11 protein-coding genes are annotated in these 15,344 nt (G+C 57.8%); 8 read left to right on the forward strand and 3 right to left on the reverse strand.

The window, feature by feature from the left end:
- The 8 genes from GHO03_RS21190 to GHO03_RS21225 all read left to right on the forward strand — a co-directional run.
- Nucleotides 1-433 (forward strand): fimbrial protein (locus GHO03_RS21190; protein ID WP_218574320.1); only part of this gene is annotated, 433 nt, incomplete at its 5' end.
- A 101-nt stretch (nt 434-534) separates the two neighbouring features.
- Nucleotides 535-3,054 carry a CS1-pili formation C-terminal domain-containing protein gene (locus GHO03_RS21195; protein ID WP_153400477.1) on the forward strand — a complete coding sequence of 840 codons (2,520 nt, stop codon included), beginning with the start codon at nt 535-537 and terminating at the stop codon, nt 3,052-3,054.
- Between the two features lie 71 nt (nt 3,055-3,125).
- Nucleotides 3,126-4,385 carry a hypothetical protein gene (locus GHO03_RS21200; protein WP_256668740.1) on the forward strand — a complete coding sequence of 420 codons (1,260 nt, stop codon included), beginning with the start codon at nt 3,126-3,128 and terminating at the stop codon, nt 4,383-4,385.
- A 38-nt stretch (nt 4,386-4,423) separates the two neighbouring features.
- Nucleotides 4,424-5,164 carry a pilus assembly protein gene (locus GHO03_RS21205; RefSeq protein WP_095024488.1) on the forward strand — a complete coding sequence of 247 codons (741 nt, stop codon included), beginning with the start codon at nt 4,424-4,426 and terminating at the stop codon, nt 5,162-5,164.
- On the forward strand, nt 5,164-5,667 hold the full coding sequence (locus GHO03_RS21210) for a CS1 type fimbrial major subunit (RefSeq protein ID WP_232527606.1): 504 nt from the start codon (nt 5,164-5,166) through the stop codon (nt 5,665-5,667). Before GHO03_RS21205 ends, GHO03_RS21210 begins: the two co-directional genes overlap by 1 nt.
- A 19-nt stretch (nt 5,668-5,686) precedes the next feature.
- Nucleotides 5,687-7,000 (forward strand): hypothetical protein, encoded by a 1,314-nt coding sequence (locus GHO03_RS21215; RefSeq protein ID WP_153400479.1) that lies wholly within the window; start codon nt 5,687-5,689, stop codon nt 6,998-7,000.
- A 99-nt stretch (nt 7,001-7,099) separates the two neighbouring features.
- Nucleotides 7,100-8,272, forward strand: coding sequence for an acyl-CoA dehydrogenase family protein (locus GHO03_RS21220; RefSeq protein WP_095018863.1), 1,173 nt, complete (start codon nt 7,100-7,102; stop codon nt 8,270-8,272).
- A complete protein-coding gene (locus GHO03_RS21225; protein ID WP_153400480.1) occupies nt 8,269-9,453 on the forward strand; it encodes an acyl-CoA dehydrogenase family protein in 1,185 nt (394 codons plus the stop codon). The genes GHO03_RS21220 and GHO03_RS21225 overlap by 4 nt, the downstream gene beginning before the upstream one ends.
- A 72-nt stretch (nt 9,454-9,525) precedes the next feature.
- Here the strand turns inward: GHO03_RS21225 and GHO03_RS21230 are convergent, their stop codons facing one another.
- The 3 genes from GHO03_RS21230 to GHO03_RS21240 all read right to left on the reverse strand — a co-directional run bounded on the left by GHO03_RS21230 (nt 9,526) and on the right by GHO03_RS21240 (nt 15,129).
- Entirely contained in the window at nt 9,526-11,139 is a 1,614-nt protein-coding gene (locus tag GHO03_RS21230) for a DUF1302 domain-containing protein (RefSeq protein WP_095018861.1), read from the reverse strand.
- Between the two features lie 89 nt (nt 11,140-11,228).
- The gene (locus GHO03_RS21235) at nt 11,229-12,611 is read right to left on the reverse strand and encodes a DUF1329 domain-containing protein (protein ID WP_130871657.1); all 1,383 of its coding nucleotides are present in this window, start codon (nt 12,609-12,611) and stop codon (nt 11,229-11,231) included.
- Between the two features lie 139 nt (nt 12,612-12,750).
- Entirely contained in the window at nt 12,751-15,129 is a 2,379-nt protein-coding gene (locus GHO03_RS21240; RefSeq protein ID WP_153400481.1) for an RND family transporter, read from the reverse strand.
- Between the last annotated feature and the right edge of the window lie 215 nt (nt 15,130-15,344).

Here is a 15,344-nt window from a genome sequence, read left to right on the forward strand (position 1 = left end):
TCATCTGGCTCATGACGCACTCGGGGCAGGTGGTGAGGCTGTATTTCAGCATACTTGGAGACTTGTTCGGAGTTTCCCTAGCCCGACCTTCGGTCAGGCTGAAGTAATGGGCTATGACATCGGCCAAAACAAAATCAACAGCCTTCGTGAAAACTTCACCTACAAGAGCACAGGCGGTGCATTGCGCGCGTATATCGATGGCGGGCCACGGGCGCTGTTCAACGGTAACACCGCACACAACATCCCTCTGACCACCAAATTCAACGGTGTGACCCTTACGGCTGCAGCCCTGGAGGTGGCAACCGCCCCCGCCTCCGCCGCAGGCGGTACTGCAGAGCTGGAGGTATCTGCTGGCGCCATACCAACAGGTGCCTCTGGCAATTTCAGTACCGCATTTACCGTGATGTTCGACAGCACGCCACCCACCCCCTGATCTGCCAACACCGTTGATTCATCTGGCGATACCCGCGCCCGGCCGGTTTTCGACCGGGCGCCTCTTCTGGATTGACTGTCCGTTATTAGAGTATTGCGTTTATGTTCCCGATGACTCGCATCGCGGTGACGCTGGCCTTGTTGTTCCCTGCAGCATCAATGGCAGCCGCAGAAGTCAGTACACCCCGAAGTTTGCTTGCCCAGGCCAAAGGCTTGCCGGCTGACTTCGAAGAGCACCTTTTCGATGTACCGCTGGCCGTTCAGGTCGAGCGCAACTCGCAACTGGTGGGTGAAGCCATGGTCGTACTGACCCGCGATGATCGTCTGACCCTCCTTGAGTTCACCGACTTCAACGCCAGCCAGATTCCGGCCAGTGAGCGCGACACCTGGTCGGAGTTTCTCCAGCAAGGAGTGCAACTGGGAGCCTGCACTGGCAAATGCCCCGAACAGTTAATGGCGGTTCATTACAACCTGGAAAACTCCATGGTCTCGTTGCTGACCGCCAGGGCGGAACAGGATTATCAGAAGAGCCGCTATCACGAACTGCCCAGCGGCGGCAGCGGCGGTTTGATTGTGCGCAATCAGCTAAACCTCACCGCCGGCCAGCGAGAGCAAGTTGACGGTCGTTATGGCCTGGAGGCCAGCGGCAGCATCGGCCACTGGAGCCAAACGCTCAACCTGCAACTCACACGCATGGATGGTCCGGACCAAAGTCAGCTCAAACATGCTGTCTATGAAGCCCACACCCAGCGTGAACTGGAAGGTACATTTCTGCGCCTGGGCTATTTCACTCCAGGCTCCGAAGGTTTGACCCGGCAAATTCGCACTTTTGGCGCCAGCCCCGATACCACAGTGGGCATCATGTATGGCAGTTCCGACAGCCTGGTCATCGATCAAGCCAAACCCGGCGTATACCCGGTGTATGTCACCGCCAGTCGTCCGGCAACGGCACAAATCTACCGCAACGGCCTGTTGATCAATTCCCAGCTGGTTGCCGCCGGTTTGCAGAGCCTCGATACCCGCCCCTTGCCCAGCGGTATTTACGAAGTCGAGGTTCGCCTGGTCGAAGACGGCCGAGTTAGCAGCACGTCTTCGGAGCTGATCTATAAACCGTCCAACTGGCGCAACTACGACGACCCATGGCGCTATAACCTGTTCGCCGGACGCGAAAGCAAACTGCTGAGCAACTGGGACGACCAGGCCACCGGCGACATGACCGCCGGCGCCTCGCTCAATTACCTGCTGCACCCGCGCGCCATCCTGGGTCTGTCTGCGCGCCAGGTAAAAAACAGGATGCAATGGGGCACCGCCATTGACTGGACGCTGGCCAGCAATCTCACCTTTTATGCCAATCTTTACAAGACTCAAAGCTACGGCACCGGTGTCGACTTTAACGGCCAGTACCACTACGGCCTCGGCAATGTCGTGTTCAACCACAACCGCAGCTGGCTCGACACCCGTAACACCTACGAAACCCTGCCGGACGGCACGCGCCTGCGCACAAAGTCCAGCTATGTGGGCCAGACCAGCACTACCGCTTTGTCCCTGAACCATCGCTTCGGCCTGCAAAGCACCTTGAGTGCCCGCCTCTCCCACAGCAATGGCTATAGCCGCGGCTACGGCCTGGACGTGGGCTGGGCGCAACCCACGCACCTGTTTGGCAGCGACGGTAACTGGCGTTTGTCGGTCTTTGATCGACCCGGCAGCCTCAGTTCCGGCAACAAGCGCAATCGCGGGGTCGACCTGAGCATCAGCCTGGCCCTCGGCGGCCCGGGTGAACGCTGGTCAGCCAGCCTGGGGTCACGCACCGGCCGGGACGGTGAGCGTGACAACAATGCCTCCCTCAGTTACAGCAAAAATATCGAAGGCCACGTCCTGCAAAGCGTGGCTGCCACCGCAAGTACCGATACCTACGGAGTGGGCGTCAATGGCCGGGCCACCTTCCTGACCGACAGCCTCAGCGCCGATACCTTTGTGCAACGCTCGTCTTATAACGGCTACCTAAGCGGTGGCCTTAACCTGGACAGCACCATCGCCCTGAGCGGCTTGACCATGGCCATGAGCAGTGAGCCCTCCGGGCGCGGGGCCGGAATGATCGTCGACGTCGAGTCCGATATCGCCAACATTGCCTTGCGTGCCGATGACCTCAGCGGTGGCAGCACCATGCTGCGCCCCGGCCGCAACTATATTCCCCTCACCGCGTACGAGAGCAGCTCAGTCAGTTTCGACTTTCAGGGCAACCACGTGCCCGCCGCTGCGATCCAGCCACCTCGCGCCCGTTATCACCTGAACAAGGGCGGCGTGGGCTACCGCAAGATCAACGTGGTGAATACCGTCACCGTTCTTGGCCGCTTGATTGACGCGGACGGTAACCCGCTCAAGGGTTATCACATCATCAACACCACCAGCCGCGGCATCAGTGAAGTGGACGGTTTCTTCTCAATGGAGATGAACGCCGGCACTCCCACTCTGGAAGTGCGCAAGGACGAAGCATTACTCTGCCAATTCCGTATCGACATCAACAAAACCCTCAGGCAGAACAATGTGCTGGAAATCGGCGACCTGCGTTGCCATCCCGACACGTTGGCAGAATTGGCTAATAATGTTGAGGCAGCAGGATGAAGCGGAACAATCTAGCGGACTTCAACGTAAAGTGTTTATTGAGTCTGGTACAAAGCCGCAGGCTAAATCGGATGGCAAAAACCGCTGCCGGTATTGTATTGATTTTTGTTTGTGGCCTTGTTGCCCCGCCCAATACTCACGGGGTAGAGATAACAATAAATGCAGAGTTCAAACCTGACCCCGCCTTTCCCAATCGCAATGTATTTACGAATAAAACACCGAATACCGGTCAATATTGCTATTACAACCCTGCTGACTGCGCTTCCAAAGGCGTGTTCGGCATCGCCGCCCCCGTAGTTTTCAGGTCTGCGGTGCCTGTAGTAGCCAATCACACAGATCCGCGTCAAGGTGCGATGGTGACAATCCCGGGAGCATGGCGGACATTAACCGTCAGGCACAACCAGACTCTGGAAACAGAGGAAGTGAAGATCCGTATAACCGGTTTTGGTACAGTACTGAGCATTGACCCCGACACCGTACACACCCTGGTTCCTGGTGCGACAAGCTGGGGGGACGGGCATAACAAACTGTGGTCCGGAAGTAACTGGTCGATACCGCCGTCACCCTGCACCAGAAAATCGACGCCCCTCTACACCGGTGGAAATTTTTGGTTCTTTTGGGGAGCACCGGAGGCCGATGTAACCTGTGCCAAAAAGGCACTTTACAACATCCCAAAGTTGGCATACCACTCTTTGGACTTCGCCTACGAATTAAAGACACCTGATCCATTAGGCATGTCAGCAGGTGACTATTCCGGAAACTTGGCTTACACAATAGGGCCTTACCAGGATTTCGACATGGGTGATTTGTTGATCCCTAACAGCTCCGTGCTGAATCTCAATTTTAACCTGAACGTTCAGCACACCTTAAAAGTTGATATCCCCCCGGGCGGTAATAGGGTCGAGCTGGTTCCCAAAGGCGGCTGGTATCAATGGTTGCTCATAGCTCGAGTACCGGAAACACTTGCCAGCGACCAATCCTTTAGTGTTTCCGCCAGTTCACGTTTCAAGATGCTGTTGAGCTGCGAAAGAGTCATGGGCGACACCTGCGCACTCAGCAACAACGTGAGCCACAACGTGAGCCACAACGTGCCGATCAATATATTTGTCAGTCTGCCCGGCGGCATTACCGATTCAAACGGCGCTTCGATCACCCGTAAGCCCTTGCTTACAAGCGGCCAGGGTACTGAACTGTTCCAGCCCAGCCGATATGTGGATGGAAAAACCGGGGTACTGCACTTCGAAATCGAAAAGAAATACGTGAATGAAATGCTCGACCAGGCAGGCACCTATAAAGGAAATGTGACCGTCATCTGGGATTCGGAAGTTTAAGACTCCCGGGTAGTCAATAGAGAAAACAGGAACTTACCATGAAACTTGCAAGTGCCATACTCAGTCTATGGGGTATCTCATTGGGTGCCATCGCGGGCCCCAGTATCAACGTCGGAACCGTCTTTGACTATATGGATGGCGATAAAAGCACCTATTTGAAGCGGGTGTATAACGGCGGCGGCAGCACCGCCTTTGTTCGCGTTTCCATACTGGAGATAGTCTACAAAGCCGACGGCACTTCAGAAGAAGTACCGCTGAAAACCCAAGGCAATGCAGCCATGCGTGATGGCCTGATCGCCAGCCCGGCACGGCTGATAATCCCTGCCAGCGGCACCCAGGGCACCCGCCTGCTGTTCAAGGGGATACGTGACCAAGAGCGGTATTTTCGCGTGCGTTTTGTGCCGGTCGTGCCGGAAAAAGAAGATGAATTTGCCCTTTCCACCGAAGAAACCGACGTCTATAAAAAGACCCTGTCGGCCGGGATCAACGTGCTCGCAGGCTATGGCACCTTCTTTGTGGTACGCCCTGAAAACGCCGGTTTTGATACCCAGATAAACGACACCGCACAACAGTACTCAGTCAAAAACAACGGCAATACCATCATGCTGCTTGATGAATTCAAAGACTGCTCCGTCCAGAACCCGCTGGAGTGCGAGCCCGTTACCAAAAACCATATCTTGCCGGGTCGCCTGTTCAGCTTTACCAAAAAAGCTGGCCGTCATTATCGCTTTATCCTGATTGAGGGCAGTAACAATAAACCCATGGAGGTTAAAGGCTGATGCATCTATCTGCGTGCAAAATCTCATGCCTGACTGTCGCGGCAAGCCTGGCACTCTGGATGCAAGCGGGGTTTGCAGCGCGCGAAGAACACATCTTTGAAGTGAGTGTCACTATTCCGACCCCGGACTTCTATATATTGCCCGTGGAGTCGCAGTTTCTAGAGCGCACACAAATAATGAAGTGGAACCTTGCCCGCGGGTATCTGGAGCCCCTGCAGGCGTCATTCGATGTACGCAGTCGCAGTGGCGCCATTACCGCACGCCTGGGCCATGAATCAATGCTGTCCAACGGAAGGGATCTGATCAGCCTGCGGGTCAAGTTCAATGGCCACGAACTTGCGCTGACCGACACAGTGGTCGTGCCCGACAACGAAGCCAAAACGGGTTACAGGGTTCCCTTACGAATCGAGGCGATCAAGCCTGAAACAGGTTTTAAGCCAGGGGCATACTTTGGCAGTGTCCAAATCATGTTTGATGGGCCGACGCCTTCTGCAGCTCAATAAACAGCACTCAGGTAATAGCATGAAGAATAAACCCTCCAGGGCCTCTGTCATTGACCACAACCCCACCCGTTTGAATAACGCACCATTCTCAATATATTGGCAAACTTGTGTATTGGCCATCTTTGTACTGACATTTGGTTTTCTTCAGCCTGTGTATGCTGCGAACGTCAATGTGCGGGCCGAGTTCAAGCCCGACCCGGCACTTCCACACCAAAATACATTCACAAACAAAACACCCAGCAATAGCCACTACTGCAGCTACGTGCCTCAAACCTGTATCAATAAAGGCATTATCAGCATTTCCGCCCCTATTTCCTTTCGCAACTCCAGCCGGATAATTGCCAACAACCCAGACCCCAGGCAAGGCATGATGATTCGGGCAAACAGTGATTGGCGTACTCTGATCGTCACCCATGCTCAAACGCTGGAAACTGAAGAGTTACAGGTTCGTATCACCGGCATTGGAACATATACATCTATCGAACCACAGAACATCCATACCTTGGTACCCAATGCAAGCAGCTGGTCGGATGGTCTCAATAAATTATGGGTGGGAGGTTATTTATGGCGGGGGGCTGGCACCTGCATTGGTGCGACGACATTCGTCGCTAACTGGTTCGGAATCCCGATCTACTGGACAACACCTGTTTCCGGAGCAACCTGTAGTAGAGCAGCACTGTACGACATCCCCAACTTCACTTATCGAACCCTGGACTTCTCTTATGAAATGAAGACGCCCAACCCACTCGGAATGTCATCGGGTGATTATAATGGTGAAATCAACTATACCGTGGGGCCTTACCAAGACATTGACATGGGAGACAATATGCTCCCCAGCGACAATATACTCACGATCAAATTCCTGCTTAATGTCCAGCACACCCTTAAAGTGGATATTCCACCCGGCGGCAATAAAGTAGAACTGACACCCAAGGGTAGTTGGCAAGAATGGATGCAAAATGGCCGCACGCCCGAGAAACTTTTTCGGGATCAGCCTTTCATGATTTCTGCCAGCTCACGTTTCAAGATGCAACTGGCCTGTGACCGGTTGGTAGGCGATACCTGCGCAATCAGCAATACCAGCAGCGGCCACTCAGTTCCAGTCGATGTTCTGGTCAGCATGCCCAATGGCATCGGCAATGATGATGACTCCTCGGTCTCTCGAGAACCCCTAAGGGCTTCAACTGGACTGCTGTTCAAGTCCACGCACTATGTCGATAACAAGCCATCCACGCTGCATTTTGAAATACAAAGGCAGCATGTCCTGCAGATGTTGTCCGAGCAAGGCAAGTATTCCGGGAATATCACGGTAGTCTGGGACTCCGAAATCTGACTCGGGCTAATCAAACGGACTAGTCCGGCTCAGGGATTGCACCCGTGCTGCGCGCTTTCATGCTGGCGCCTTGATCCGTATTTTTACGACGAGGCCCATATGGAGCTTGCCCTGACAGACGAACAGCGAATGATTCAGGCATCCGCCGAACGTTTTTTGAACCAAGTGGCCAGCTCCGCTGCGGTGCGCACGGCCATGACCAGCGATCAGGGGTACGACACCGCTACCTGGGCGCGAATGGCCAGGGAGCTGTATTGGCCCGCACTGGCGATCCCCGAGGCCTATGGAGGTCTTGGCCTGGGTTTTGTCGAAGTCAGTCTGCTCCAGGAACAGCTCGGGCGCTGCCTGCTGCCCACACCATTCTTTGCAACCTGCTGCCTGGCCACCCCTGCCCTGCTGCTCAGTCGCAATGAAGCACTCAAGGAACGCTGGCTGCCGTTGATTGCCGCCGGTGAGATTCGCGCCAGCCTCGCCTACACCAGCGCGCCTCGCTGGGACGACAGCGCCGTGCAGGTGTATGCGCAGAGCCATGCGGGGGGTTATCGCCTCAATGGCGAGTATCACTATGTGATCGATGGCAGCGATTGCCAGCTGTTGATCATTGCCGCACGCACGCCGGGCAGCGTCGGCGAAGCCGGTATCCGCCTGTTTGCACTGCCTGCCGATACTCCCGGGATTGTTTGCCAGTGGCAACCGACACTGGATCAGACCCGCCGCCTGGCTACCATCACCCTGAACGATGTAGTCGTCCACGACGATCAGTTGCTCAGCGAACCCGGGCAAGGCTGGCCGATGCTGCGCGATGTGCTGCAGATAGCCTGTGTTGGCCTGGCGGCCGAGCAGACCGGTGGCGCACAGCAGTCGCTGGACATCACTCTGGCCTATATCAGCGGCCGCGAACAATTTGGTCGCACTATCGCCAGTTTCCAGGCCATCAAGCACCGCTGTGCCGATTTGATGCTGGCCATCGAATGCGCGCGCTCGGCCAGTTACTACGCTGCCTGCATTGCCGCCGAGTGCCTGAATATCGATGGTGATCCGGGTATCCGTGAGCAACTTGGGGAAGCCGCGGCCACTGCGAAAATTTTTGCCAGCGAAGGCTTTTTCCAGTGTGCCGCCGAGTCCATCCAGTTGCACGGTGGCGTGGGTTTTACCTGGGAATACGACCCGCATCTGTATTTCAAGCGAGCCCGGGCCAGTGAGCAGATGCTCGGCACCCCGGCGTTTCATCGCGAGCAATTGGCCCGGCAGATTTTCGGAGAGTGCACATGAATATCGGTTTTAGCGCAGCAGATGAGCAGTTTCGCCAACAGGTTGCGCAGTGGATGCAGCAGCACCTGAGCGGTGACTTTGCAGCTTTGCGCTTTCGCGGTGGCCCGGGGGATGAGGACTTTGCTCCCGGGTTGCGCAAGCGCTGGGAACAGGTCTTGGCCCAAGGCCACTGGGTGGGTGCTGGCTGGGCCACCGAGCATGGCGGCCGTGGCTTGAGCATCAGCCAGCAAGTGATCTTTTTCGAAGAGTACGCAAGGGCGGGTGGCCCGGGACGTATGGGCCATATCGGCGAAGGGCTGGTAGGGCCGACGATTGCGGCCTTTGGCAGCCAGGAACAGCAGCAACGTTTTTTGCCGCCGATACTGGCGGGCCAGCACTTTTGGTGTCAGGGCTACTCCGAACCGGGTGCCGGGTCGGACCTGGCCAATATAAAGACCCGCGCCAGTTTCGATGAAGACCGCGGGCAATGGTTGATCAGCGGGCAAAAGGTCTGGACCTCACTGGCTCATGAATCGGACTGGTGCTTTGTGCTGGCACGTACCGAGCCGGGAAGTGTTGGCCATCGCGGCCTGTCGTTCTTGCTGGTGGAGATGGACCAGCCGGGTATACGGATACAGCCGATCCGGCAATTGACCGGTACCAGTGAATTCAACGAGGTTTTTTTTGATCAGGCGCGGGCTTCGGCAGACAACCTGATCGGCCAACCGGGTGATGGCTGGAAAATCGCCATGGCGCTGCTGGGGTTTGAACGCGGGGTATCGACCCTGGGCCAGCAAATGCAGTTTCAGAATGAGTTGGACGAAGTGGTGCGTATTGCCAAGGCCAATGGTACGGCGCAAGACCCGGTGCTGCGCCAGCGCATCGCACAGGCCTGGAGCGGCTTGCGGGTGTTGCGCTACAACTCGTTGCGCATGTTGTCCGGGGTACAGGATGGCAGCCTGCGGCCTGAAGCGACGATCTACAAACTGGCCTGGTCGACCTGGCATGTGGCCCTGGGCAAGCTGGCGATGGATGTACTGGGGCCAGAGGCCGAGTTGCTGGCCGGGGCGCCTTATGAGCTGACACGGTTGCAGGCGCTGTTTCTGTTTACCCGTGCGGATACCCTTTATGGCGGCAGTAATGAGATTCAGCGCAATATCATTGCCGAACGAGCGCTGGGGATGCCGCGGGAGGCCCGGTAGACGGGCTGAGAATCACAAGCCCTCTCATCCCGCCCCTCTCCCTCCGGGAGAGGGTTGCCGTGAGGGCCCGGGTCAAAAGGTGTACTTGCCATTGAACGACAGGTAATCCCGATCCGCCATTGTCCGTCCCTGGGCAATATCGGCCGAGCTCAAATACGCCACATAAGTCAGCCCCAGCTGAAAGTTGCCCAGGTACTTGAAATCACCACCCACTGTCAGACGCTTTTCAGCACGGCCCAACCCCGAATAGGCACTGCCGTCAATGTTCTGGGTCCAGGTGGCCTTGGTGGTCAAGTCCCAGCCGTTGAATACGCTGGGGTGATCGAAATAGGCGCCGATCCCCAACAGGCTTGAACCCCGTGTTTGACCGTCATACACATATTTATTGAAAGTCCCGTCCGTGCCCGCCCCGCCACCGCTAATGGTCAGGTCATCCACGCCCTGGATGCGCTGGTGCACCACCTCGGTCATCAGGGTGGTCTGCTGCGCCATAAACGTCGGCCCGATCATGTACACGGCATTCAGGTTTCCCTGCCACACCTGCCCCCGCGCCGGCGCACCGTTGCTCAGGTACACCGCCGCGCCGTCGCGATAGCTCAGGTCACCGGCGAACTGCACCGAATCACCGGCTTTGGTGGTGAAACTGATGCCGGTGAGCTTGATGTTGTCAAAGTAACCCAGCTGGTAACTCGGGCCATTGCCGTTGCCACCCACTTTGTTCAGGGACGAGTAATGGGTCTGCCCGGTAAAGTCGAAGAACAGTGCCGGGACGCGGTCGTGATAACGGTAATGAAACAGGCCGACCTCGGTGTTTTGCGTCACCCGGTATCGGGTGCCCAGGCCCCACTCGCCGCTGTCGCCCGGTTTGACCGAGCCGGCGTAGCCGACTGCGGCCCCGTTGGGCAGGTTGTCGACGATACCCGGGGCGAGCCGGAAAAACTCGGCCCCCGGGCCAAAGGTATCGCTGCCAAAGTAGTCGCCCACGGGGTTGAGCTGGGTTTCTTCCCACTTGTACTGGTAGAACCCGAGCAGGGTCAGGTCTTCATTCACCGACCACGCGCCCGATATCTGCCCCACCGGCAAGTAGGCATCCTTGGCTTCGGTGCCGGGCACGTTGAACTTGGTCGAATCCACCGGTGCCTGGCCCTGGCTGATGTTGGGCCAGAACAGGCTCTCGCCCCAGGCCACCAGATGCCGCCCGGCCTTTAGTGACAGGTACTGGTCGTCATTGACGGTAAAGTCGCCATACACATAAGCATCCAGCAGCCGCGCCTTGCTGCCGCTGAGTTTGCGCGTGTCCTGGCTGAAGTCGTTGTAGCGTCCGGTCTTGTTCACCGTGTCCGGTGAGTCGTTGTCGTTGCGCTGGTGGTAGACCTCGTCATAGAAATGACTGCCGCGCACCACGGCGCCGAGGTTGTCGTGCTTGAGCATCAACTCGCCAAATACGCTGACCCGGTTGTTGATCAGCGAGCCGCGCTTGAAGTTGCGCGTGGCATCATCGTAGTTGATGTTGTTCAGGTATTCGTGATCCGGTTTTGCGGTACGCATCGAGGCCGTGTAGTTGACGGTCAGAGAAGAGTCGAGGGTGGTGTTTTCGCCCAGCTCGAGGGTAGGTGCCGCCAGGGCCAGACCGCTCAGCCCCGACAATAAACCGGTCCCGACAACACGCGTGTATTGCTTGAACATGCCTTGCTCCTTGTTATTGTTGTTTTGCTCCGCCCGGCCACCTGCGCACAGGCAGGGCCCGTGGCAGACAGCAGGATGGCGTCAGGGCGTTACTTGCCGGCCCGACGTGCCGCTTCGGGGCCAAAATCGCCAGCAGCAAAACCGCCTTTGTTCAGCACATAGCCGTTGCGTTGTTCGTTGATCAGGTTGAAGGCCAGATAACTGCCAGCGTTCAGGTCGTGATACAGGCCAACACCGGCCTGCCAGGTTTGCGTTTCCGGGGCATAGAAGTAATTGACCATCGAGGTGCGCCACAACTCGCCGCGGTTGTCGTAGTTGTCACCCATGATCGGGAACCAGCTGTCTTCGTCGATATACAGCATGCGCTTGCCGTACAGATGGCGGTTACCCGGCTTGAGCACACCCTCGAGCACCCACACGCGATGCAGTTCGTAACGCATGTTGTCGGGGTTGATATGACCGGGAGTGAGCATGCTCGCGTACTTCAGGTCACCGGCGTGCAGGCGCGCAGTGTTGTAAGGGATATACAGCTCTTTTTTACCGACGATGTTCCAGTTATAGCGCTGGGCCGAGCCGTTGAAGATGCGTACTTCGTCGACGGTGATCGAACCGCCGGAGCCCGGAAAGGCCATGTCAAAACCGTAACCCGGCGACTGCCGCACACGCCGCGTACCCGGATCGTAGCGCCAGCTCTGGCGCGGCTCGGTCTTGTCGTTCCAGTACTCGGTACCGGTGTTGATTTCACCCTTGTCGCGCTGTGGCAGCAGGGTTTCGTTAAGGTAGAAAGACGAATTGCCCACCGTGTCGCCAATCTTGCCCGGCTCCAGCCCCGGCGCCATATTGCGCGAGTGCACGCGGCCCCAGTTGATATTGCCATCCTTGAGCACATAGGCGTTGTCCGAAGTGTATTCCTCGGTCCAGGCACGCACGGTAAACAGCGAGGCATTTTTCAGCAGTTCAATACCGTTTTGCGGTATCGGGAATGCTACCCCGCCAGTGCGGGCAACCACGCCTTCGCCGTCGTCGACCAGTTTGGCGACCGAGGCATTTTCCAGGGTGGCCTTGCACACCGTGTCAGAAAAACGAAAGTCACGGTGCGAAGGGTAAACCGGCATGCGGAATGTTTGCGGATAGAGTTTGAACAGGGCCTTTTGCCCCTCGGACAAGTGCCCGTCGTACTGACTGAGGTTTTGCGCGGTGATCACAAACAGCGGCTTTTCGTTGGGGTAAGGGTCTACGGGATGCTTGCCCGTGCCCTCGAACTTCATCCCCGGTGCCGCGCCCAGCCATTGGCCGCCAAAAGCAGGGATGGTGCCTGCGGCGTTGCCCGCCTTTTCGGCGCCGACGCAGGTCAGGTCCTTGCCCAGCCGGGTGATCTGGTCGGCAGGGGCCTGGGCCAGCGCCAGAGCACTGTAACCCTGCAATGCCAGGGCAACTGACAGCCAGCCGCCCATATGGGTGATGCGTCCCATGGAGTTCTCCTTTTTATTGGTCATGCACATTTACTGGTGGGAGCGGGCGTGCCCGCGATTGGATCGACGTGGTCTGGCTGATACATCGCGGCGCCTGAATCGCGAGCAAGCCCGCTCCCACCTGAAACCTGGCGCCCACTCACGCTCTGGCTGATTGCGCAATCGTGAGCATCGCGGGTTCCACCAGCGGCTTGCCCAGGTTGAACCACGCAGCCAGTGCCGGCAGCAGGAAGATCGCCCCCAGCACGTTGACCATAAACATGAAGGCCAACAGCACACCCATATCGGCCTGGAACTTGAGGGGCGCAAATACCCAGGTGCACACCCCCAGCGACATGGTCAGCGCGGTAAACACCGCCGCCGTGCCGCGCTGGCACATGGCGCGGTAGAAGGCTTCGCGCAGGTCATGCCCCGCGGCCATCTCATGCTCGATGCGCTCGTACAGATAGATGCCGTAGTCCACCCCTACCCCCACACCCAGCGCCATTACCGGCAAGGTCGCGACCTTGAGACCAATACCCAGCAGGGCCATCAGTGCATTGCACAGCACCGCGACAATCGCCAAGGGCACCAGAATGCACAGCACCGCGCGCACCGAACGAAAGGTCAGCAGGCAGAACAGCGCCACCGAGAAGAACAGCGCCGCCAGCATCACTACTTCGGCATGCTTGACCGCTTCGTTGGAGGCCGCCATGACGCCGATATTGCCCCCCGCCAGCTTGAACGCCACGCCGGGCACATGGATGCTGGCGATAATACGTTTGGCCTCCGCCAGCACATGGGCCACGGTGGCGCCTTCGTGATCGCTCAGGAACACCAGAATCTGCATCTGCTGGCAGCCGTCAGTGACCAGCCCCGAGTCCGGTGAATAGGCGTAGGCGCCCTGCTGCAAGCCCTGGGCGGAACCGGGGATGGCCGCCCAGCGCGGGTTGCCTTCGTTGTTGCCGGCAATCACCTGCTTGCTCATCCCTGCCACGCTTTGCACCGATTGCACACCGGGCACTTCGCGCATCTTGAAATCGAAGGTTTCCACAGCCCGCATCACGGCCGGGTCCAGGCAGGCCTCACTGCGATCGCGAATGGTCAGGAACACCGAGAGCACATCCAGGCCGATGGCGTAATTGCTGATGATTTTCTGGTTGTCCTGGTTGTAGCGCGAGTCGGCACGCAATTCCGGCGCACCTGAGCCGATATCACCGGTGGTCAGTTCACGGGCCTTGTACGCGCCGGCCACCAGCAACAACACACTCAAGGCAAATACCCAAAGTGCTGGGCCGGGCGTGGCCAGCGCCGACAGCCGCCACCACAGCGGGTGGCGTGAACTGGCAATGCGCGCCTGAACCGTCAGCAAGCGCGGCTCCAGCGTCAGGTGGGCGATGATCAGCGGCAGCATGATTTTGTTGGTGATGATCATCAGCATCACACCGATGCAGGCCGTGACGCCCAGCTCGTGGACGATGGGGATATCGATCAGCATGATCACCCCGAAGCCCAGGGCGTTCATCAGCAGCGCCAGCGCGCCGGGGATAAAAATCTTGCTGAACGCCACCTTGGCCGCACTCACTGAATCACTTCCGGCCAGTACTTCCTGCTTCCAGGCGTTGGTCATTTGCACGGCATGGGACACACCGATGGAGAAGATCAGGAACGGCACCAGAATCGACATCGGGTCGATACCCAGGCCCAGCAACGGCAGCAGGCCAAGCAACCAGATCACCGGCAGCAAGGCGACAAACAGCGCCACCAGGGTCAGGCGTAACGAGCGTGAATACAACCACAGCAGCGCAGCGGTGATCAGAAATGCGATGGCAAAAAAGCCCATCACCGTGTTCAGCCCTTCGACCACGTCGCCGACCAGTTTGGCAAAGCCCACGATATTGATTTCGATATCGTCGCTGGCGTATTTGGCGCGGATGTCTTCCAGGCCACGGGCAATTTGTATGTAGCTTACGGGCTGGCCGGTCTTCGGATCGATGTCCTGCAGGTCAGCGCGCACCAGCGCGGATTTGAGGTCATTGGCCAGCAGCCGGCCGATCTGCCCGGAGCGCGCGGCATTACTGCGTACCTGTTGCAAATCTGCGGGGGTGGCGGCGTATTGCGGCGGCACCACCAGATCACCGACATAGCCGTCTTCAGTGATTTCGATATAGCGCACGTTGGGGGTAAACAGCGAGGTGACGCTGGGGCGGCTGACCCCGGAGAGATAAAACACGTCATCGGTGACGTTTTGCAGGGTCTGGAGGAACTCGGGGTTATAGATATCCCCCTCGCCTTTCCAGTGCACGCTGACCAGCAGGCGATTGGCGCCGGTAAAGATACGGCTGAAGTCCAGGAAGTTGATCATGTAGGCATGGCGCACCGGTATCTGCTTGTTGAAACCGGGGTCCAGGCGAACCTGGGTGGCGCTGTAGCCCAAGGCCAGGGTGAGCAACAGAAAAAAGCCGAGCAAGGCTTTGCGCCGGGCCATCAACTGCTCGGCGCAGCGTTGCACAGCCGATGACAAGACAAAAGCGCCCATGCTCGCGGTCCCTCGCACACTGGTTGAAAGTGATCGCGATAATCAGACGGGGCCGGGCCTTGAACATCGTCCGTAAGGGTTAGGCTGTTTGAGGGATGGGGTAACTGCCCCTGTAGCTGCCGAGGAACGAAGGCTGCTGCTACAGGAACACTGCAACTGTGGGAGCGAGCCTGCTCGCGAAGGTCGTTCGCGAGCAGGCTCGCTCCCACAATAGG

This window comes from Pseudomonas sp. FSL R10-1339, from assembly GCF_009600545.1.
Taxonomy (GTDB): domain Bacteria; phylum Pseudomonadota; class Gammaproteobacteria; order Pseudomonadales; family Pseudomonadaceae; genus Aquipseudomonas; species Aquipseudomonas bubulae.